The organism is Anaerocaecibacter muris (assembly GCF_943192945.1).
Lineage (GTDB): Bacteria > Bacillota > Clostridia > Christensenellales > Pumilibacteraceae > Anaerocaecibacter > Anaerocaecibacter muris.
The window spans coordinates 80,719-103,328 of sequence record NZ_CALPCE010000003.1 but is presented as its reverse complement, the minus strand read 5'-3'; the positions used below and the strand labels follow the sequence as shown (position 1 = coordinate 103,328).

18 protein-coding genes and 2 pseudogenes are annotated in these 22,610 nt (G+C 48.1%); 19 read left to right on the top strand and 1 reads right to left on the bottom strand.

Going from position 1 to position 22,610, the window contains the following annotated elements:
• Positions 1–5 precede the first annotated feature (5 nt).
• The 13 genes from NFR57_RS03625 (at position 6) to NFR57_RS03570 (ending at position 12,644) form a co-directional block, all read left to right on the top strand.
• Positions 6–1,046 (top strand): hypothetical protein, encoded by a 1,041-nt coding sequence (locus tag NFR57_RS03625; RefSeq protein ID WP_251182472.1) that lies wholly within the window; start codon positions 6–8, stop codon positions 1,044–1,046.
• A 23-nt stretch (positions 1,047–1,069) separates the two neighbouring features.
• Positions 1,070–1,975 (top strand): hypothetical protein, encoded by a 906-nt coding sequence (locus NFR57_RS03620; protein WP_251182471.1) that lies wholly within the window; start codon positions 1,070–1,072, stop codon positions 1,973–1,975.
• Between the two features lie 5 nt (positions 1,976–1,980).
• Positions 1,981–4,635 (top strand): hypothetical protein, encoded by a 2,655-nt coding sequence (locus tag NFR57_RS03615; protein WP_251182470.1) that lies wholly within the window; start codon positions 1,981–1,983, stop codon positions 4,633–4,635.
• Between the two features lie 10 nt (positions 4,636–4,645).
• Positions 4,646–6,385, top strand: coding sequence for a hypothetical protein (locus NFR57_RS03610; protein WP_251182469.1), 1,740 nt, complete (start codon positions 4,646–4,648; stop codon positions 6,383–6,385).
• An 11-nt stretch (positions 6,386–6,396) separates the two neighbouring features.
• Entirely contained in the window at positions 6,397–6,636 is a 240-nt protein-coding gene (locus NFR57_RS03605; RefSeq protein ID WP_251182468.1) for a hypothetical protein, read from the top strand.
• Positions 6,630–7,043 carry a four helix bundle protein gene (locus NFR57_RS03600; protein WP_251182467.1) on the top strand — a complete coding sequence of 138 codons (414 nt, stop codon included), beginning with the start codon at positions 6,630–6,632 and terminating at the stop codon, positions 7,041–7,043. The genes NFR57_RS03605 and NFR57_RS03600 overlap by 7 nt, the downstream gene beginning before the upstream one ends.
• On the top strand, positions 6,997–7,251 hold the full coding sequence (locus tag NFR57_RS08870; protein ID WP_476726953.1) for a DUF6273 domain-containing protein: 255 nt from the start codon (positions 6,997–6,999) through the stop codon (positions 7,249–7,251). The genes NFR57_RS03600 and NFR57_RS08870 overlap by 47 nt, the downstream gene beginning before the upstream one ends.
• A 74-nt stretch (positions 7,252–7,325) precedes the next feature.
• Positions 7,326–8,378, top strand: a complete 1,053-nt coding sequence (locus NFR57_RS03595) for an RNA-directed DNA polymerase (RefSeq protein WP_251182466.1) — start codon at positions 7,326–7,328, stop codon at positions 8,376–8,378.
• On the top strand, positions 8,378–10,120 hold the full coding sequence (locus NFR57_RS03590; RefSeq protein ID WP_251182465.1) for a DUF6273 domain-containing protein: 1,743 nt from the start codon (positions 8,378–8,380) through the stop codon (positions 10,118–10,120). The genes NFR57_RS03595 and NFR57_RS03590 overlap by 1 nt, the downstream gene beginning before the upstream one ends.
• Before the next feature lie 9 nt (positions 10,121–10,129).
• Complete coding sequence (locus tag NFR57_RS03585; RefSeq protein ID WP_251182464.1) at positions 10,130–10,585, top strand: hypothetical protein; 456 nt, start codon at positions 10,130–10,132, stop codon at positions 10,583–10,585.
• Between the two features lie 21 nt (positions 10,586–10,606).
• Positions 10,607–11,251 (top strand): hypothetical protein, encoded by a 645-nt coding sequence (locus NFR57_RS03580; RefSeq protein WP_251182463.1) that lies wholly within the window; start codon positions 10,607–10,609, stop codon positions 11,249–11,251.
• Between the two features lie 2 nt (positions 11,252–11,253).
• Positions 11,254–11,655, top strand: a complete 402-nt coding sequence (locus tag NFR57_RS03575) for a hypothetical protein (protein WP_251182462.1) — start codon at positions 11,254–11,256, stop codon at positions 11,653–11,655.
• Positions 11,656–11,660: 5 nt separating this feature from the next.
• Positions 11,661–12,644 carry a hypothetical protein gene (locus NFR57_RS03570; protein ID WP_251182461.1) on the top strand — a complete coding sequence of 328 codons (984 nt, stop codon included), beginning with the start codon at positions 11,661–11,663 and terminating at the stop codon, positions 12,642–12,644.
• Positions 12,645–12,827: 183 nt separating this feature from the next.
• Here the strand turns inward: NFR57_RS03570 and NFR57_RS03565 are convergent, their stop codons facing one another.
• The gene (locus NFR57_RS03565; protein WP_251182460.1) at positions 12,828–13,244 is read right to left on the bottom strand and encodes a hypothetical protein; all 417 of its coding nucleotides are present in this window, start codon (positions 13,242–13,244) and stop codon (positions 12,828–12,830) included.
• Positions 13,245–13,428: 184 nt separating this feature from the next.
• Between NFR57_RS03565 and NFR57_RS03560 the strand changes: the two genes are divergently transcribed.
• The 6 genes and pseudogenes from NFR57_RS03560 to NFR57_RS08775 all read left to right on the top strand — a co-directional run.
• The gene (locus tag NFR57_RS03560; RefSeq protein WP_251182459.1) at positions 13,429–14,442 is read left to right on the top strand and encodes a DDE-type integrase/transposase/recombinase; all 1,014 of its coding nucleotides are present in this window, start codon (positions 13,429–13,431) and stop codon (positions 14,440–14,442) included.
• A 400-nt stretch (positions 14,443–14,842) separates the two neighbouring features.
• Complete coding sequence (locus NFR57_RS03555; protein ID WP_251182458.1) at positions 14,843–17,497, top strand: ABC transporter substrate-binding protein; 2,655 nt, start codon at positions 14,843–14,845, stop codon at positions 17,495–17,497.
• 241 nt (positions 17,498–17,738) lie between these two features.
• Positions 17,739–18,695 (top strand): ABC transporter permease, encoded by a 957-nt coding sequence (locus tag NFR57_RS03550; RefSeq protein ID WP_251182457.1) that lies wholly within the window; start codon positions 17,739–17,741, stop codon positions 18,693–18,695.
• 5 nt (positions 18,696–18,700) lie between these two features.
• Positions 18,701–20,281: an ABC transporter permease gene (locus NFR57_RS03545; RefSeq protein ID WP_251182456.1), complete on the top strand. Its 1,581-nt coding sequence runs from the start codon at positions 18,701–18,703 to the stop codon at positions 20,279–20,281.
• 3 nt (positions 20,282–20,284) lie between these two features.
• Positions 20,285–20,671, top strand: a pseudogene (locus NFR57_RS08865) (ATP-binding cassette domain-containing protein); the annotation flags it as partial.
• A pseudogene (locus NFR57_RS08775) lies at positions 20,651–22,492 on the top strand (ABC transporter ATP-binding protein); the annotation flags it as partial. The pseudogenes NFR57_RS08865 and NFR57_RS08775, both read left to right, overlap by 21 nt.
• Positions 22,493–22,610: the final 118 nt, after the last annotated feature.

Below are 22,610 nucleotides of genomic sequence, written 5' to 3'. Positions count from 1 at the left end.
ACAATATGTCGAATTTTATCTACAGCGCAATGTCGGGCAAAAACGACCCTATGTTCGGTAAGTTTGAACACCCGATAAAGGCACTCATCGAGAACGAATCGAATATCTGTGAAAAGCAGAAAAGCATACTCGATTTTCTTTTCAACGTCGAAAAATCGAGCCGCTACGCCGAAACGATTATGGGCGAGTCCGATTTCGATACGTTCCAAAGCAAACAGGAAGGACAGGGCGCGGAGAACGATAGCGTCGAGCCTACGTTCAAGAAAACGATAGAGCATATCGAATTTGCGAAAGAGTTTACCATTACCCGCAAAATGGCGGACGACGCAAAGTTCGGTATGGGCGCGGATATGAAAAACAAGCCCAAAAAGTTCGTTCGCGCCTACTACAAGACGCGTATCAAAATCGCGGCGCAGGCTCTCATCAACGGCACGGCGAAAGAGATGACGTTCAACAAGGCAAAGGTTGATTTGACTTGCGCCGACGAACTCGCTCTGTTCCATAAGGCGCACCCGTATTCGACGGACAAAATGAAAGGCAAGACGCAGAGCAACTACTACTACGGCGAACTCACGGGCAGCGCAAGCACGCTTGAGGACGCGCTCGGCGTTCTCTCGAATAAGGTGCGCAATTTCAAGGACGAAAACGGCGACGTTATGGAGTATGTCGCGGACACTCTCATCATTCCCTGCAATCGTCCGAAACTCGAAACGCTCGTCAAAAAGGTTGTCGGCTCCGAGCGCACCGTGGGCAGCGCAAACAACGATATAAATACTCAGTACGGGAATTGGAATATCGTTGTGCTGAACGGTTGGGAGGCGGACGACGACAGGTTTATGGTTATGTCGGGCGACGCCAACAAGAACCTGCTCGGCAATATGTTCTATAACCGCGTTCCGCTTGACATTACGAGCGATATTGACAAGCACACCCGCAACTACTTTTGGAACGGTTACTGCCGTTTCGGTGTCGGGTTCAATACTTGGAAACATATCCTGCTTGCCGTCAACAGCAAAGACGCGATTTCCGCGGCAACGTCGCTATAAATCATTTAACAAGGAGGCTGATTATGACCGTTGCAGAACTTTATAAACAGGTTGCTCAACTCGGTTTTGAGGTTTCCTTAGAAGATGATGACAGGTTTTATTACGCAGCAAATAGGGCTTTATTGCAGGTCAACGAGGTTCGACCTGCAATAAGTTACTATTTGATAAATCACAAGCCGCTGAAAAATCTATTGTCCGATTCCGCATTTTCTCCCGTCGAAAAAGATGAGGAACTGCAATACTCCGCACACGCCGCAAAATCATATTATTTTGAGGCGGACGGAAACGGTATCGTTTATATCGAAAAGCACACGCCTGACGGGTGGGCTGTTATAGGTACGGTATCGCTTGCGTCTACGCGCAAATTTGTCGCGTATCGGGGGTTTATCAAAGAGGCGGACAGTTTTGTAAGCGATTTGGTTAGACTGCGTTTTTCGGGCGAGTTTGTGTATTCGGTAAAGAACGTCGCAATGTACGACAAACTGTATAGCGAGGACGAGGCGGATATACCCGCTTATGAACCGTTTACGCGCTACGATATAAGTAAACTTACGGACGATTTTCTTGCGTTGTGCTGTCCGCCTATCAAAGAGGCAGAGGGCAACGCGATTATCAATCAGGGGTACGGCGTAGAGGGCAATAGTGTAATATTGCTCCCGTATAATCAGAGCGGTGTTTTCAAGGTTTTATATAAAAGGCGTCCTGCGCCGATTGTCAATAACGGCGAAATGGACGATAAGACCGAGATTGATTTGGACGTGGAACTCTGCGCCCTGCTGCCTGTGCTTATTGCGGCTTATGTATGGATAGACGACGAGCCGCAAAAATCGGAATACTACAAATATTTGTATAGCGAACGCGCCGCCGAGATTGAACGTAAGGGGAAAGATATAAGCCCTGTTATTATCAAGAGTTCAAACGGGTGGTAAGCGCAATGGCAACGAGAACAAATTTCCTCCAAGCGAGGGAAACATACAACAGATATTACGGCGATTTCAGAGGCGTTGATTTTTCGAGCGACCATACGCAGGTTGACGAACACCGCCTCGCTTACGCTGTAAATATGTTCAGAGATTATCAGTCCTCGCAGGGGCAGGCACTTGAAACGATTGCAGGGTTCAGAAAGCGCGTCGTATTGCCTGAGGAAAGCGATGTTTTCGGTATATTCAATTTTTCGCATAAAGACGGCGATAAAATCGTTACCAAAGTTCTTATTCATTCGGGGAGCAAACTGTATTTGTGGAAAAATTACCCGAATACCGCAAATATTGTTCTAAGTGAAACGATTGTAGTACCCGAACCCGATTCCGTTGTAAACGGAACGAAAACATTTAAGCAGATTTTACCTGAGAATGTCGTTACCGTTACCGCGTTAGCGCGGACAAACGGCGAGGACTTAACTTTTTTGATGAATTATGACGCGGCTACGCGGGAACTGTCTTATGCAAGCAGCGATTTGGTTGCAGGCGATAGACTTTTGCTGTCTTATAAAGAGGGCATTTTAACCGCGGCAGACGCGCTTTTTGATAATATGAACCCCCGAAAAAGCACGTCGTTTATATTCAATAACAGGCTGTATATCATTGACGGCAAAAATTATTTGGTATATGACGGCGTGAGCGTAAAAAGCGTATTGGATAACGCTTATATCCCGCTTACTTATATCAATATTATTACGAGCGGCGAAAACGCCGATATAGGTAAGCAACACGAGCAGCGAAACATTCTGCAGTCTAAGTTTAGGCATACGTTTATCGCTGACGGCACGACGACGGAGTTTTTTCTCAATGAAAATGCTCTCGATGAGATTGTATCGGTAAAGGTTTACGGGCAGGCAAAAGTACAGGGAACCGATTTTACCGTAAGTCTTGCTAACGGCAGTATTAAGTTTATCGTTGCACCCGAAAAGCCTGAGCGCGTCGTGCAGATTGCAGGAGCGACAGAAAGCGAAAACGTCTTTTATCCCGAAATGTACGCGGGAATCGAGGTTGTGGCTAAAAAAGTATTTACGAGTGTATCGGGCGTTACCGATGAATGTGCGGAAATATCAAGGCTTATAACCGATTGTACTATTGCGACAATTTACGATAATAGGGTTTTTCTGTCGGGGAACCCGAATTATCCGAATCACATATTTTACGCCGCGAGAAATTCTACGGGCTATGTAGACCCCTCGTATTTCGGCATTTTGAACTATATGCAGGACGGCGTGGGAGTCGCGCCCATTACGGGAATGATTACCGTTGCCGATACGCTTATGGTTTTGAAAGACGATACGCAACAGGACGGGTCAACTTATTTTCATACGCCTACGCAGACGAATGACTCGATACAGCCTGTAATTTATCCGTCCTCGCAGGGGTTAAGCGGCATAGGTTGTTTGGGTGCTTGTATCAATTTTTTGGACGACCCGATATTTATATCGCGGCTCGGCGTAGAGGCGGTCGGGCAACTGTCTGTGCGGTACGAGAGGGCGAACGAACACCGTTCAAGCCTTATAGACGCGAAAATCGTCAATATGGACTTAAGTTCTGCCGTGGTTGCGGAATGGAACGGGTATCTTTTGGTACTTGTGGACGGGTGCATTTTTATGGCGGACAGCCGACAGCGTTATACGCACGCAATAGGCGTCAATCAGTACGAATGGTATTATATCGAGAACGTCGGCGTGTATAAAGGGCAATATCCCGAATACAAGTACGCGACGCAAATAGCCGAGGAATTACAAGGCAAAACAGTCAAATACTGTACGAAATGCAAAAAGAGCAAAAACGAGTGTACTTGCGGTAACGACGACCATATTATCGAAATTCCGATTATGCTTGCCGAAAACGTGTACTTTATGAATACTCACGAAACGCTGAATCTTACAGGGCAGGTAGTAAACCCGCCCGATGACTACGGAAAGGAAACGGCGCGAGTGTTTACAGAGGGCGTTGCGGTAGAAATTGACGGGTTGGAATATACGGTCGGCGTTTATTATACGGTACACGAGGTCTACGATATTTTTTCGGGCGATTTGGTACGTTACGAGGCGTATTTGTGCGAGGGTAAGGGAGAATATATCGGCGGCGTATTTCAAAAAGCAACGACGATACGCGATATGTTCGACAATATCTATTTCGGCACAAAAAACGGCGTCGTATGCTCGTTCAATTTCGATAAAAGAAACTCCGAGGGCGAAATCGAGCCGCGTTGGTACACGTTCGATAATAGAACGATTTACAGCGGTTGTGCGACGAAAATGGACTGCTGCGGCATACCGCATTTGACGAAAAACACGGTAAAAAAATCGACCGTGATAAAGACTAAATCGTTCCGCAGTTCGTCCGCAAAAATCAAGGTGCGAACGAATAAAAAGCCGTACACGCAAATCGCCCGAATCAATAACAGTCTTTTCTCTTTTGAGGATATGGACTTTACGGACTTTACATTTAATACGACGGAACAGAGTTTGTTTGCGGTCAAAGAAAAAGAAAAGCAATGGGTTGAAAAGCAATACTACATTTATTCCGATGAGTATATGAAACCTTTTGCGCTGTACTATATTTCGTTCCGCTATCAGGTAGTAGGACGACTGAAAAATTAAGGAGGGCTATATGTCATTAAAACGATTTGTAAATATCACGCCCGCCGAACTGAAAGCAAAGGGCGTCGTTGCGCTTGCGGATAAGCCGAACGTCGTATCGCCCTATGGCGCAGGCGGTATGTCGTCCACGGCGTTAAAATTGTGGTTCGACCAAATCGGCAAATTTATTGCCGAGAAAATCAATGTGATTCAGGACGCGCTGAGCGGCGACGACGCGGCAAGTTACGTTAAACTCGATTTGTCGGGTCTTGACCCCGAAAGCGAAAAAATCGAGGGCTTTTCTTACAGTCTGCAAGACCTATGCAATGCTTGTTTGAACGGTAAACTTGCGGCGTATGTTCTCGCGTATGAAACGCCCGCAGATGACAAACTGAAATCTCTGCAGGTGATTTTGAACAGCATTGCGCAAAAGATAAGCAATGCAAATGAGCGGCTGACGGAGTATAAAACGCTCCTGAAAAGCGCGGACGGCGCGGCTGAGGTCGGCTTGCCCGAAAAGTACGGCGCAGGAAAGAAACTTGCCGACCTCATCGACGATATATACAGTTGCGATTTGGCGGCAAAGTTGGTTGTCGAGGCGTATGGGCTTACTGCTGCCACGCAGAACGTCAAAACGCCCGTCGCCTTACAAACTTGCCTGAACGATATTGCGGCGGCTTTACAGGCTCAGAGCGGCTCCGTATTGCTTGATAAAATAAACGAGCGATATACGAAAATAGCCGCCGATAATCTGTTCAGAACGAAAGAGGACAGTTACACAAAAGCGGAAACGGTCGCTATCGGCGTGTATAGGTCGGAACAGGGAACGCAGGATAACAGGCTTACGAACATTGAAAAGACTATCGGTAATATGCAAGGGCAGGACACCGATATTCTCGGTATGATTGATTCTATAAACGAGGATATTGATTCATTGCAACTCGGCGTAGTGCCGCGCAAAATCAGGGGCAGGATAGAGAACGCGAACCCTGCCGAACTGTCGGAAAGCCTTATAAACGCGTTAAATGCAGCGGTCTTTTCGGCTACGGGCAGAGCGACGCCCGACAATACGGACGCGGTGCAGGTCGTTGATTCGGCTATGCCGAATAAGGGCGAGGTGTACACCTACTATTATTGGGCGGCTCCCGAAAGTTCGGAAATAGACGGGTGGTACGTTGCGGCGATATATACCGCACCGTCCATAACCGATATACCGAGTTACAAGTTCAATATCGTTGCGAGTTCGTGGACTGCAGTTGCCGACGATGACGGGCTGTATTACATAACGATAACGCCCGAAATGCACGGTATGGGAACCGATTTGTCCGTTTTGGTCGATTTGCGTATCTATCACGACGGCGAATACTACGCGAACGCAAATCTGTATTTCGTTAAACCGAACGGGGAAATTGTTCTGTATTCCGATTATAAGTACGTCGGAGAGTGCGTCGTCCGTTGCGGTAAAGCGTATTTTTCGGCAAATATGGCGGTAAACGCGATTGATAACGGCAACGGCATAATCGAACTCGGCAACGGGCTGAAACTGCTTGTAGGGGCGGCGGAATTGACGAATGTCGCAGCGGGAGAATCGAAAGGCGTAGAGATTACTGCCGCGTCTGTAAACGCCATTTTTACGGCAACGGCGACGCCCGATAAGACGGCTTTTACTGCCGCTGTAAACATATCGGGAAACACCTGTACGATTTTATGTAGGAATAACGGAACCGCCGCAGACGGCGTAACCGTCAACTATATTATCTTGGCAAATTAAGGAGGTTGCGTATGGATAGAATCGCGCTTAAGGATATATCGGAACCGCGTAAACTGCTTGGAACGATGAACGCGCTCATTGATATGGCAAACGAAAGCGGCGCAAGCGTTTTTGACGTCGCAGACCTGCAAATGAGTTTGAGAACTCTGACGGGAACGGGCGCGGTAGCAATGTTCAAAAGTTTATCCGTGAGCGGCATAACGCTTACGAGCGGCACGCTTGACGGTGCGGAGAGGTGCTTGCAATGTTAAAGTATAATGAGCGTTCGCCAAAAGAAATGTCGGTCATCACTAAGGCTAAAGACCTTATGGAGCATACTTGCACATTGACCGCAAACACAAACAGATTCCCGAAAAAGTACAGATTTTCTATCGGGGCAAGAATCGAAAATCTTGCCATTGATATATACGAAAATTTGGTACGGGCGAATGAGTGTAATTTAAGCGACGCTCACGAACGCCAACGGCGTTTAGACTGTCAACAGGAGGTAATCGTATCGTGTAAGTTGCTGAATACAATGATTGAGTTATCGCACAAAATACCGTCTATCGAACTGAGTATCGACTCGGCGGAATATTGGAGCAGGCTTGTCGTCGAGGTAAAGAAAATGACTGCCGCGTGGCGCAACAACGACAAGCGGCAGCAGAACAATCAATAAAACACATAGGGTATGCCCTGTTCCTCCTAACTCGTCGAACTCGTACAACGTCCGCAACGTCAATTCGGACGGCTCGTTGAACAACAACAATGCGTACAACGGCACGAGGGGCGTGCGCCCGCTTTGGTGGGCAAAAGTCAGTCCGAGTAGCCATTTTCAAGGCGAAAGCAGAACTCCACCAACAAAGGAGGGCATATCCTTTCCGTAAGGATAAACACAAGATTGCCGACGTGAGTGCATTTGCAAAAAGGCACAGGCTATATGCGGCAAGGAGTTGAAATTATGCAGGAGTATGAAACGCTATACGAACGAATTTACGCGTTTAAGAATCTATATAACGCGTATAAAGAGGCTCGAAAAGGCAAACGGTGGAAAGACGCAGCAATCAAGTTTGAAATCAATCTTATGGAGGCATTGCTGCTGTTAAAGTACCAACTGCAAAACAAAACGTACACGTTGGCACCATACAACCGTTTTTATGTTTACGAGCCTAAGGAACGGCTTGTGATGAGCAATAGTTATAAGGATAAGGTCGTGCAACACTCGCTATGCGATAATGTTCTCGAACCGATACTGATAAAAAGTTTTATATACGATAACTACGCCTCGCAGGTCGGTAAAGGCACCGATTTAGGGCTTAGCCGCCTGACGGAATTTTTACATAAATACTATCGTCAACACAAGTCGGCGGACGGGTGGGTGCTTAAGTGCGATATTAGAAAGTTTTTCTACAATATCAATCACGGCATATTGAAATCGTTACTGCGCAAACATATCTCCTGTGAAAATACATTATGGTTGCTCGATATGATAATCGACAGCACAGAGGGAGAGGTCGGCATACCGATAGGAAATCAATCATCACAACTTTTTGCTCTGCTATATCTGAATGGTTTAGACCACTATATAAAAGAGAAACTCGGCATTAAGTTTTACGGTCGATATATGGACGACTTTTACCTGATACACGAGGATAAAGAATTTCTGAAAAAATGCTTGAACGAGATTCGCTCCTATGTGGGCAAACTTGGGCTTGAACTGAATGAGAAAACGCAAATTTCTCCGCTCCGTAACGGAATTGACTTTTTGGGGTTTCATACTTATTTGACCGACAGCGGAAAGGTTATACGGAAACTGCGTCGGCAATCAAAAACGGGTATCTGTCGTCGCCTCAAAAAATTCAAAGGCTTGCACGAACAGGGTAGGTTGCCGATGACCCGTATCGAATGTTCGTATCGCAGTTGGCGCGGACACGCTGAGCGCGGGAATTGCTATCATTTGATAAGAAAAACAGATAAACTCTATAATGAGTTATTCAAAAAGGAGGACAAATAATGTCGCAAACATTAGGCAGTTTGCCCATAGGGGCAAAAATAAAAGAAAAAGATACAAAATATCTCGGAGTTCCTATCGTATGGGTAAAAGCCGATACCGACCATACCGATTATCCGAGCGGTAGCACTACGCTTATAACGGAAAAAATCATTGCACGGCGTGCTGCTGACGCAAAGGAGCCGAATAACGCCGACAGCAACAGAAAGAATTACGGCAACAATAGGTATTCCGTATCGAATATTGACCAATGGCTCAATTCGGACGCGGAGGCAGGAGTGTGGTATTCGGCGCGTCATAGTGCAGACCAAGCACCGAGTAGCACGTCTTATGTGTCATCTAACCCTTATTCTGCGAAAGCGGGATTTTTAAGCGAGTTTTCGCCTGCGTTCAAAAAAGCACTACTTGATACGGCGATTAGGGTTGCGCTCCACCCCGCATTAGACGATGGTCCTTATGAAACAATTACGCGTAAAGTGTTTTTGGCGTCGCGTGCCGAAACATTTGGTGCAGCAGAAAATGGAGTTACGGAGGGTTCTATCCTCGCACTTTTTGCGGAAAACACAAACGCGGTTAGAGTTGCTTATCAAGGACAAACGACCGTGCAAGACGGTGGAACTGAGGGTAATGCGTGGTATTGGTGGCTTAGAACTCCTTACTCGTCGTACTCGTGCCTCGTCCGCGGCGTCGATTCGGACGGCTCGTTGAACTACTACACTGCGTACCACGGCACGAGGGGCGTGCGCCCGCTTTGTAATCTGAAATCTGATATTCTTGTATCAGACTCGGTAGACGACGAGGGCTGCTATGAATTGTTTTTGCCTGTGGACGCTCCCGAAAATATTGCGGTCAAAACGCCGATATATTGCAACCCTGACTATAACACGGGCGGTATTGAGGGCGGAAAGGCTGAAGTATCGTGGAGCGCAGTTGAGGGTGCGGAAAAATATATTTTAGAGCGTTCGATAAACGGCGGCGTGTTTAACCCGATATATAGCGGCGACGGAATTTCTTTTACTGACAGTATAACCGCTAATATCAATACCGTTCAATATAGGGTATGTTCCGTAAAGGGTATAGCGCAATCGGGGGAATATCGAACGGCGTCAACGGTCGTTGTGCAGGATAATTACCCTCCGTTTATTTCGGGCGATAATACCGCGCTCGGAAATACGGCGACGCGAATCAAGTACAAATATACTGTGTACGACGGCGACGATGTAAATGTAACAGTCAAAGAGTATGTAAATACGACGCTTTTGCGTACATATACCGCAACGGGTTCGCAGGAGAATACACTTGAAATTGACCTCGAAACGTGGAATAATTTGCCCGTAGGCGACAACACGATAAAGATTGTCGTTATGGACGATAACAATGCTACAGCGACGCAGACCAAACATTTCAATAAGATAGGCGGCGTCATAGAATTTGAGTATGTTCCGTTCGGGAATCAGATTGCTGTTTGCCCTAAGGCGATAAACGTACAACTCGATTTGATTGCGCCACTTGACGCAAAAATACAAGTGCTTGCAAGTAATAATGCGAATGATACGCAGCCCGTATGGGATAATATCACGACTGCCGCACTGAGTAAACATAATCACGTTTTCACGAACAAAAGCAAGGAGCGTGGGGTGAATTATTATTGCGTCGCGGTAAGGGTGAAAATCGAACGAAACGGCGCGGACGGTGCGATTAAACTGTATGGAATCAAGTGCCAACTTGATTGCAACGTGGAGTAGGAGGGCTATATGAAAATGGAATACAGGCTCTTAGACAGCGGTAAAGGAATTATGCTTACGAGGCAGCCCGAATTTATTTCGGGCGACCTCTACATATCGTTTACGGACGCGCCTGATGGGGCGACGGCAATCATTGTAAACGGGCAGAAAGATTCTCTGTACAGAGAGATAAAAGACGGCGTTTGCGGCGTTCCTGCGGCGTTCCTGACGGGCGACGTGTCGATTGTGGTAACTTTACTCAACGGCACCGTAAACGCACCAAAATGGACGTGCGAGGGCATAAAAGCAAGTAACACCAAAGGTGGCATATTCGTTCGTCCGAACGACGGCGATATTCCGCAACAGATAGCGGAAACACGGGTCGAAATGCAAGAGATAAGAAACGATATTAAAATGCTGTTTGATAAATATTCGGGGCTTGAAACGAAATTAAACAAGTTGCTTGAGGGTTACGACGTAACGTAACAGGAGGGTATAATTATGACTATGAAAAAAAGAATTTTGATAATCGCCGCGTCCGTTTGCGTGCTATTATCGCTCACGTTGCTTTTCGGGTTTACAACGGAACCCGCGGCAACTCAGACTGCATACGCGGCAACGGTCGATGACGGCGCGGAGCCGCCCGCAGAAACAGTCGATGAAACGGATAACCCCACTTTTCTCGGCAGGGTCGGGGAATGGCTAAACGAGCATAAGGTTGAAATCGTAACGATTTTAACCGATATTGTTATGTTCGTTATGCTCATCTATAATACCGTAAAATCGAAAAAGAGTTTACTGCGAATCGGTAAAGATACGTCGTTTACAAATAATTCACAGTCTGAGGTAATCGGCGGGTTAAATAATCTCATCGAAAATTATAACGCGATTGAGAAAAAAATCACGTCTTACGAGAATACCGAAAGTGAACGCTATAAATTTGTAGCCGCTATGGTCGTGCAGACCCGCGCCGTTTTGGATATTCTTGCGACGGTATATGCCAACTCGAAAAATCTGCCGCAGGGCGTAAAAGATTTGGTAAATCTCAAATATGCCGACGTATTGAAAACGACGAGCGACGACGAAAAACTGTTATCGGTCGAAATGGTCGAAATGGAGCAGGAACCTGAGGCGGAAAAGACGGAGGAGTGATTATGAGAAACGCGACAAAAGGAAAGATAATCAAAACGTCCGCGCTTGTCGTGGACGTGGCGGCTCCTCTTGCGGCGACTCTCTCACAATTCCCCGTATGGGTCGATAAAAGTTCTACGGCGACAATTTCGGGCTTGTTCGTGGTGTTTGCTCTGCTGTCCGCGATACCGCTTATTCGCGTTATAAAGCAATACCTGAAATCGCCCGCCGCGTGGTTGATATGGACGGTCATAACGGTGTTTGTCATCGCGCTTAGAAATATTATCGACCAAATGGCTATTATCTGCCTGATAGGGCTTGTAGCGAACCTGATAGGCGCAGGACTACATAAAATCGGAGAAAAAGTGGAGAGTAAGCCCGATAAGCCGATTGATGATGAATCGGGCGACGGAGGTAGCGAATAATGAGTATGGAACCTATAAAACACGACGGCGGAGAGAAACGCACAACGGGAATGGAAAAAATCAATCGGGCGCAGCGGCGCGTTACGCGCTCCGTGGTAAACAATGCGGCGTGGTTCATCGGCTTTTTTATAGTTTTTATCGTTGTCGTCGTATTCACGACGGATATAAACTTGTCAAACGGCTTGGGGTGGGCGCAGTTCGGTCTGACGTTTTTCATTCTGCTGTTTTGCACATATTCAATGTTTGCGAACTTTTACTCGTCGGGCGTGCGTGCAGGGAAAAATACCGACGCATACAGCGAGGCGCATAAACATTACGACGAACTGAAAAAAATTGTCGTTGACCGCAAAATGCAGGGGCGGCTTATGGAGTTTTGCAGATATTACATTGATGACGAACTCGAAAGCGCACGGACAGCGATTCTGACTGAGGTCGGCATATCCTATTCGGACTATCAAAAAGAGTATTGCGGCAAGGATAAAAAGACGTTGCAGAAAAACGAAAAATTGTCTGTGGTTCAAATTGCGGCGATTCTACGGGCGAACAAAACTAAGCCTGTAAAACTTACGCCCGAAATGATATTAAAGCGCGGACGCGGGAGTGCAAGCCGCAGTCCTTTGGGCGTTAAACCCGAAACGAAACGCGCTCTGACGTTTGGCTCGAAATTCTGTACGACCTGTATAACCTCAGTTCTTACGGGCGTAATAATGCTTGACGTCATCGTAAACCCGACGTGGGCTACATTTGCGGCGTGCTGTTTGAAACTGCTGCCTATCGTTCTGAATGGCTTTTTAGGCTATAAATCGGGGTATGACAATATCACGGTTGCAACTATAAACTACATAGGCGACCAATCAGATTTGTTACAGCGGGCTATTCAGTATATAGAATCTACGCCCGAACCCGTACAAGTAGAGGAGCCGAAAACAGCATTGACAGAGGTCGATATTTCCCTTGAAAACACGGAAAAAATACCCGTGCAAGAGTAATGCAATTCTTATGCAAATGCAATGCTTTTGCATATCAAACGCAATGCAAATTTATGCAAATAAAAACAAAACAAAACTAAAGACAAAAAGAAATATATATAAAAAATAACAGACTGTCTGTCGGACTTTAGGACGGGCAGTCTGTTTGATTTTCAAATTTTTTTGAGATTGATTAAGTTGTGATTAGTTGAGGTTATTTTTATTTTCCTGTTCGGAACGCTTTTCTGACGCAATCTGAGAGCCTACATAAGAGCGTATAAGAATATTTCTCCTACGTTCCTCCTCCGACTGATAATCTTGGAAAGGGGAGGTATCGGTATCTTGTGAGTGTTTTGCTTGTTTTCTCTTACGAGCGCGTTCATCAATCTTTTCAGGTTTTACGAATTTGCAAAAAAGAATGTACGCGATTATCGAAAGAACACCGCCGACGCCGAATAATGCTCCTACAATCGCACCGCTTACGTTGCAGGCAAGGCAAATAAAGGCAGGAATACAGCAAATGGGGAAAAGGAATATCCAACCCACGATACCGCTCTGAAACAACGATACAATCGTTGCAAGTTTAGAATCGTACTTTTGAAAACGAAAATCAAGACGCATAGCGCACCTCCGACAAAGTAGTTCTCATACAAGAGAGCAGCATAATATACTCCTCCGTAAGTATGTAGTTGTGATAATTATAGCACGCTGAAGGTAATTTTGCAAGCGGCTCGGCGGCGCGGGGCTTGAGTTTTTTCGGTTTTTGTGCTATAATGCGTAAAAATATGCGAAAGAGGTGCTGACGATGAAAGGAATGGAATATACCGCAAGACAAAAACAGGCTGCCTTAAAAATGTGGCTTGTCGATAAGGTCGATATTCTCAAAGTGGCGTATGCGTTCAAGTGTACCGAACGTAGTCTATGGCGTTGGAAAGCAAAATACGACGGCACGCTCGACAGCCTCGAAAACGGCTCAAAAGTTCCGCTGACGCCGCACCCGAACGCGCACTCTGTGCAAGAGGAGGAGCATATACGGGAATTGTTTGATGAGAACCCCGATATAAGTTACACAGAGGCATTAGGCGAGTTACGAACGCGATACGGTTATTCACGCACCTATTTCGGGTTTTATCGTTTTGTGGTAAAACACGGACTGCGCCCGTCGCAGGAAATCAAGAAAACGCCGTATGACCCTAAGCCATACGATACGCCTTTAATGCTCGGCTATAAATGGCAAATGGACGTTAAGTATGTTCCGCGTGATTGCAATAAAGGGCATTTCCGAAAAGAGTGGTATTATCAATACACGATAATCGACGAGGCGACGCGAGAACGGTTCCTGTACCCGTACAAAGAAAAATCGGGATATTCAACGGTAGATTTTGTAAAGCGGGCAATCGTATATTTCGGGTACGCGCCTGAGATTATTCAGACCGATAACGGTACCGAGTTCACGAACCCGCAGCACACGAAAGAGAGTACGGTACATATTCTCGATAAACTCCTTACGCAACTGAAAATCAAACACCAACTCATACGCATAAGAACGCCGCGTCATAACGGGAAAGTAGAGCGCAGTCATAGGAGCGACCAAGAGGCATTTTATAATCATCTGACATTTACGACCTACGAGGAGTTGAGAGAAAAAATGCAGGCGTGGAACGTGCGATACAATAACCGTCCTCATTCTCAACTGCGGAACAAAGAGGGCAAACGCGTATGGCTTACGCCGATTCAGAAAAGAGCCGAATTGCTCGAACTCCTGAAAGAGAACAGAGAAAAATACGCAGTCCGATTTCTCAAAGGCAGAGCGGCATAGACGAAACAATACGAAAGAGAGGGGAGAAAAGCCCTGCGAAATGACGCAGAGCGGTTTTTTACTGTCTTGAAACAGGTTTGTTTGACTTTTTGCGGCTGTTGTGGTATCATATTTGGCACGATAGGACGTCCAAACAGTATGATTTTTCAGGTTAAGCACAGTACAAATAAGATTTTTTCAAAAAAATTCAAAAAGTTACTGAAAAATGCTTGACAAACATCAAAAATCTTTCAAAAAATGCTTGACAAACGCATATTTTAATATTATAATACCCAAAATCGAACCTCTTTGAACGACAATGGCGTCGTACAAGGGGTTTTTTGCGTTTTTTTGCGATTTTTGTCACACTATATAAGTAGTGTTATTCGCTTAACGGTAATTACACATTTCGGAGGTGTTTATGAAAAAAGGACTACGAAAGCTGGTGGCTATGACAAGCATAGTTGCAACCCTCGGCGCTATGACGGGGGGGGGGCTTGTCGCGTGCGGTAACGACGACGCAGGCACGAACGACGAAGGTAACTATACTTATAACGCAATATTCAGCGCCACCCCGACGACGTGGAGCTCGCACACGTGGGAGACCAACGACGACTCGGTAATACTCGGCTTTACGACTATGGGTTTGTACGACGTTCAGCTCAACAAAGATAAAACGAGTTACGAATGGGTGCCCGAAATGGCAGCGGGCGATCCCGTTGACGTGACTTCGCAGTACGCGGGTCAGTACGGCATTAAGACGGGTGACCGACGCAAAGTTTGGGAAATACCGCTCAACCGCGCCGCGACGTGGGACGACGGCACGCCAATTACCGCCGACGATTACGTTTATTCCATGAAGCAGTTGCTCGACCCCGACATGCTCAACCGCAGGTCGGACAGCTACACGGGCGGCGGCTTTACCATTTACGGCGCAAAGAATTATCTTTACGGACATACGCCCATTATTTACGAATCGGTTGCTTCGCACGGATACGCAAGCAATGCGGAAGCCGTGGCGGCAGGCGAGACTCTTTATATCGACATGATTAACTTCTACGGCGCGGAAGGCGCGCCTGCGGTTGCGGAGTGGAACATCGAGTACGGCGAGCCTGTGCCCGATCCCGACAACCCCGACGCGACCCCGACGCGACCCGTTTTGAACTGCTCGTTGACCATGGATTACGATAAGGTCGTAACCGATCAGTGGACGGCGTACACGGATACGACCATGTATTTCGATTTGGGATACTTTGCGCAAAAAGCTCCCGAGTACATGAACGCGGACGGCACTATCAATACGTCCAAGGTAGCGCAGGACAAACTGGATTTCAGCGATTATTTGTTCTCGGCGAAAATGCTTTATGACGCATATGGATCGAAAGATCTCGACGTAGGCGGTGGAGCCGAGCAATTTATTGCCATTAAGGTAGAAAACGCCAACCTCGACTATTCGTTCGACAATGTCGGTATCAAAAAGAAGGACGATTACACGATTGTTCTTGCCGTCACCGACGAACAGGACGACTTTTATATCAAATATTATTTGAGCAGTAACTGGATTGTCAAGCAGGACGTGTACGAACGTTGCAAGGTTACTACCGGCAATCTTGTGTCCTCCACGTACTGCACGAGCGCGGCGACGACGCCCTCTTACGGTCCGTACAAACTTGTTTCGTTCACGCGCGATTCGGAGTTTAAACTTGTGACCAACCCCAACTGGTACGGCTACACCGACGGCAATCACGAGGGGCAGTTCCAGACTACCTGCATTAAGTACCGCTACGTATCGCCGCAGACGGCGCACTCGACCACAAAAGAATTGTTCTTCCGCGGCGAGGTTGACGAGTTGTCCCTTTCGGGCGCGTCGGAATATCAGACGTTCGGCACTTCGAGCAGTTACAACGTTTATCCCGACAGCTACACTATGCAGTTCTTTATGTCCACCAATTCCAGCTATCTCGAAAAAGAGAGCTCCGCGACCGAAAACCATAGACCGTTGCAGCTCGCTTCCTTCCGCAAAGCTATTTCGTACAGCCTTGACAGAAAGGCGTACTGCGACGCGTGGGAGCCTGCTTCGCAACCCGGATTCGGCTTGCTCAATTACATGTACTCGATTGACGGCAATACGGGCGAACTGTACCGCGAACAACCCGCCGCCAAAAAAGCGTTGCTCCGTTATGCGGGATTTATCGAGGGCGAGGACGGCAAGTGGTCGTCGTACAACGGCACGAAGTTCGACACACTGGACGAGGCTTACGACGCGATAACGGGCTATGATCCCGACTACGCCGCGTCGCTCTTCCAACAGGCGTACAACGAGGCGAAAGCGCAGGGCTTGTACAAAGACGGCGAACCCGTCGTGCTCGAACTCCGTTCCGCGGGTCAAACCGCTTCCGAAATGTTTAACGGCACCGCCGAAATGTTTAACAAGAACATAGCGGACGCGATTAAAAAGTGTCCTGCGGGCACGACGTTCAGCAGCGTTACGCTCAAAGTCGGCACTTCGACAAGCCAGGCGGAATATTCCGCGGCGGTCAAAAAGGGCGAGATGGACATTTCGTTCAGCGGCTGGGGCGGCGCGACGTTCAATCCGTGGGGCGTTATTTACGGTAGCTATATCGACCCCGCCAACTCCAACAACTTCGGCTTCGATACTATGTCCAAGGGCATAAACATCACCGTCAAGAAAGGCAACGAGGAAATTACCGAAAGTCTTTACAACTGGGCGCGCTGGCTCGACAACCATCAGGACGATTCCGATTACGACGGCGGCGCGGCGCACAATCTCTATAAAAAGCTGGGCAGAGTAGGCGAGGCGGATATGGACTTCCGCGTGGAAGTGCTTGCGGAATGCGAGCTTGCACAGCTCAACACTGCGGTCAATATTCCGCTGTTCTATCAGAGCACGGGCTCGCTAAACAGTGCGAAGTTCAATAACGGTTGCGATCAGTATTTGCCGCTTATCGGCTTTGGCGGAATCCGTCACTTCGAGTACAACTACACCAACAGCGAATGGAGCAACTGGGTGCGTCAACAGGGCGGCAACCTCGAAGATTACTACAAGACCAATTAGCGGATAAAGGTTTTCGCGCACACGGCAAGGTACCTATCTAACGCGTAAAAACACGATTTTACCTCTGATTTTCTATTAGTTCACGGCAAGGAACATAAAACTCAACGCGTTTTATAGGTATTGCGGGATGCGGGCAGGATTTGTCCGCATCCCGTTACGTGTGTTAAACGGTATTTTTCGGTAACATTATTCGGGACAATCAATCGTTTGATTGTTCGGTGTACGACGGAGATGCGATAACATGTATATGTTTAAATACGTGGTGAAAAGATTGTTGCTCGCGCTGTTGACGCTGTTTATAATCCTTTCGCTGTGCTTTATATTCATTAAACTTTTGCCTCTGCCCGAGGTGACGGGTTCGGAGGAGTACAGGTTGCTTGTGGAAATGCGGCGGCGCGCTATGGGTTATTACGAACCTATACTCGTGCAACTGTTTTTGTTCTGGAAGCGCATATTGACGGGCTTCGACTGGGGCTACGGCGAGCAGATGTATCAGGTGCAAACCGTCACTTCCATCATAGGCGAAAAATTGCCCGCGACGATTATGGTCAATCTGTATTCGTTGCTCGTAAGTATTCCTATAGGCTTGCTGTTGGGTATTTTTGCCGCGGTCAAAAAGAACAAGTGGCAGGATCATACCATTTCGACGCTTGTCATGGTGTTTATTTCCGTGCCGTCGTTCGTGTATGCGTTTTTCGTGCAGTACTTGCTGTGCGCCAAGCTGAACTGGTTCCCGTTGCTCGCCAACACGACGGGCAGTTACTTCGAGCCTGCAATGGTGTACTCGCTTATCCCTGCGATACTGTCGCTCGCGTTCGGCACGATAGCGGGACTTACGCGCTACACGCGCGCCGAGCTGTCCGAAGTGCTTACCTGCGATTACATGCTTTTGGCGCGTACAAAAGGTCTTACGCGTCGGCAGGCGACTATTCGTCACGCGTTGCGCAATGCCATGGTCGTTATTTTCCCCATGATACTCGGTCAGTTCATGAGTATTATGTCGGGTTCGCTCGTCATAGAAAGTATTTTCTCTATCCCCGGTATCGGCGCGCTGTACGTCGAATCGATCGGGCGGCTCGATTATAACTTCTTTATGGCAATATCGGCGTTCTACACTGCGATCGGGCTGGGCGCAAACCTAATTATAGATTTGAGTTACGGCTTTATCGATCCGAGAATAAGAATGGGAGCGAGGTGATTACAATGAATAATATCGACATTAACGCAATCCCCGCGGAAAAATTCGAGCTTGCAAACAGAGAGGGCGAAATCCACGATAAAAAACTGGACACCAAGCCCGTCGGATATTTGCGCGACGCTACGCGTCGGTTCGTCAAAAACAAAGCCTCCATCGTCGGCATGGTTATAATAATCGTGCTGTTGCTGTTTGCGTTTATCGCGCCGCTGTTTTCGCAGTACGACGTGACGTATACTAACGGGTTTTACAGCAACGTTTACCCCAAAATTTCCACCGACCCCATTGTCGGGTTTTGGGACGGCGCGAGCACAGAGGAGCTTAACACAGCCAACTATTACTACTATCGCGCCATAGAAAAAGAGGGCGGAAAAAAGGCGATAACCAAGTTTTACGGAAAACGCACGGTTTCGACCAAAGCGCTCAACGGCGTTGTCACCACCGAAACGCTGTATAAATTCAGACTGGACAGCTATACCAAGCTCGGCTACAAGTTTGTCGATTTGACTGCCGAGCAATATCGTGATTTGCAAAAGTATCAGAACGAAACGGGCAAGCGCGTTATTTATCCCATGCAGATAACCACTGCGCAGGGCACGGGTCAAGTGATGTTCAACGTCAACGACGCCAACTACTGGTACAAAACCTACCTCACGGGCAAGAACAGGGGCGAGCCTGTGCTGGACGAAAACGGCGATTATATTCCCATTTACAGGCTTACGGGCAACGACGATTACGATTCGATTAGGCTGGACGGCGACCCCGGTATTGCCGACCCCGCCGCGGAAAACAGATACAGATACGCGCAGATAAACCAAACTGGCTACCGTTGCCGTGTGTGCTATTACGATTATTTCGTATACCTTAACGGGTACGAGCCTCTGTATATTTTAGGCTCTAACAGTATCGGTCAGGACTTGTTGGTCTGCCTCGCTTCGGGAACGCGGTTTTCGTTTATCCTCGCGCTGGGCGTCGCGATTATCAACCTTATTATCGGCGCGATTTACGGCGCGATTGAGGGCTATTACGGCGGCAAGGTCGATATGATTATGGAACGCATTGTGGACGTTTTGAGCGGCGTGCCGTTTATGATTGTCGCGGTGCTGTTCAACATGCACTTGCAACAATACGTCGGCACCGTGGGCGCGTTGCTGTTTGCGTTTGTGCTTACGGGCTGGATAGGCGTTGCCTCCACCGTGCGCATGCAGTTTTACAGATTTAAAAAGCAAGAATACGTGCTCGCCGCGCGAACGCTCGGCGCGCGCGACAGGCGACTTATCGTCAAGCATATTTTCCCCAACGCGCTCGGCACGATTATCACTTCCGCCGCGCTGTTTATCCCGAGCGTAATTTTCAGCGAGTCCATGCTGTCCTTCCTCGGAATAATCCGTTTTGACGACGTGTCGTCGGGTGTTGTCAGTTTAGGCACGTTGCTGTCCGCGGGACAGGGCGCGAGCAACCTTATTAACTATCCGCACCTTATTCTTTTCCCGTCGCTTGTAATCGCGTTGCTAATGATTTCTTTCAATCTTTTCGGCAACGGTTTGCGCGACGCGTTCAACCCCAACTTGCGCGGAACGGAGGGCTGACGTATGGATAACAATCAAAAGAGAGAAATAAAAATGGCGGTCAACCACCTTGTCATTTCGTTCAAAACGGCGAACGGCAAGGTTCAGGCTGTGCGCGACATAAGTTTCGATTTGGGCGCGGGCGAAACGCTCGCCATTGTCGGCGAAAGCGGATCGGGCAAGTCGGTCACGACAAAAGCCATGCTCGGCATACTTGCGGGCAACGCGGTCAAAGAGGGCGGCGAAATTATTTACGACGGTATGGACTTGATGAAAATTTCCGAGGAGGAATTTTGCAAGATCCGCGGCGACAAGATCGCCATGATTTTCCAAGACCCGCTGTCCAGCCTTAACCCCATTATGCGCGTCGGCAAACAGATGACCGAGGCGATGATTATCAACGGCAAGATAAATCGCCGCGCAAGCCGCAAGGCGTTTAACGGCACGCTTGCTTTACTCAATAAGTGCATGGACGCGGCAAGCGCGGGCGACGAGTCCGCGCCGCAGACAAACAAGCAACTGTGCGCCGATTTCAATAAGTTCGAGTGTAAACACCTCGAACTCGAAATAGCTTACAACGACGCGTTCGACAGCGCAACGGAAGCTCTTGCCGATATAGACGACGCGCTGTTTCTCATAGAAAAGCACGCGGACGGAACGGGGCTTTCGCGCGAAATAAAGGATATAATTTACCTGTCGAAAAAAACGTACAACGAGTATGTTGTAAACGCGCGCCGCGCGGAATTGGAAGCGGAAATAGTCAAGCTCGACGAATTGAGTAAAGTTAAACCGATCGACAGAATTACAAACATCGTCAAGCCGCTGTTTTCGCGCAATTTCAAGCCGATTGACCGCACAGATTACGACGCCGTGGCGCAGTCGCTCGGCAAAGTAAAAGAAATTCTGTCCGAAGCGGTTTCGTTCGATCGTCCCGACTTTTTCACTATGGGTTATTATGTGACGTTTGCGCAAGAGCCGTTGCCCGATTTGCCCGTAAAACAACTTAACGCGTTTTTGCAAGAGTATGCGGACAGCAAGAGCGAGTTTACTCAAACGGCGGAAAAGGGAGTGCGGTATTCGGCGCGGTTGTCCGTCGAGAACAAGCGCGAAGCGGTTAAAGTAATAGACGAATGTTTGCCGACGTTCGACGGCGAATTTGAAAAACGCGACGCTTACGCCGCCGCTAAAAAAATGGTTGTCGCAGTTAATAACGCTATCGATCGTTTGCAAACGGCAAAAGACAACGTTGCGTATACATTCGGGTCGAGCATGAAAGCCGCCGTCGATTTGTATTACAACGGCATTAAGAGCAATGCCAAAGAGGAAAAGCGTTTCGAGCGGCAGACCGCGAATTACGAAAAGAAAATAGCAAAGGGCAAAAAGCTCGACTGGAAAGTCGCCGACAAAAAGTTGTTCGACTTGCAAGCCGTCAAGCAGGACATTGTCAATCTTGCGACGCGTGTCAAAGCGCGGTTCGAGCGCGATATAGAACAATCCGAAGAAGCGGATTTTACCGCGCGCACGTTACAGCTTATAGACTTTTTGAAAGAAAAAGCGTCGGGCGTTGCGCATAAAATCACACGCGGCATGGCTAAAACCCGCGCGCTCAAACTGATGGAGGAAGTGGGAATTCCCGAAGCGCGCAAGCGGTTCCGTCAGTATCCGTTCGAGTTTTCGGGCGGCATGCGCCAACGCATAGTTATAGCGATTGCGCTGTCCGCAGACCCCGACGTGCTTATTTGCGACGAGCCGACCACCGCGCTCGACGTGACTATACAGTCGCAGATTTTGGAGCTTATCAACAAGGTCAAGCGAGAACGCAATCTGTCCGTTATTTTCATTACGCACGACCTCGGCGTCGTCGCGAACATGGCGGACAGGGTAGCCGTTATGTATGCGGGCAAGATTGTGGAAATAGGCACCGCGCTCGACGTGTTCCACGAACCGGCGCACCCCTACACGTGGGCGTTGCTGTCGTCTATGCCCGACCTCGACACCAAAGACAAGCTCGAAGCAATCCCCGGCACGCCGCCCAACATGATCTATCCGCCCAAGGGCGACGCGTTTGCCGACCGCAACAAGTACGCCATGCAGATAGACTTCGAGGCGCAACCGCCCATGTTTAAAATTTCGGATACGCACTACGCCGCGACGTGGCTGTTGCACCCGTCCGCGCCCAAAATTTCTCCGCCAAAGCCCGTGCTCGACAGAATAGCGCGCATGAAAGCGCAGACCGCGAGCGCGGCGCAGAACGCAGAGCAAAGCGCGGCAAGCGACGGGCTAAACGCAAACGTCGCGACGGATATGGAAAATGCGGTCGGTGTGACCGACGGGCAAGTCGAAAAAGAGC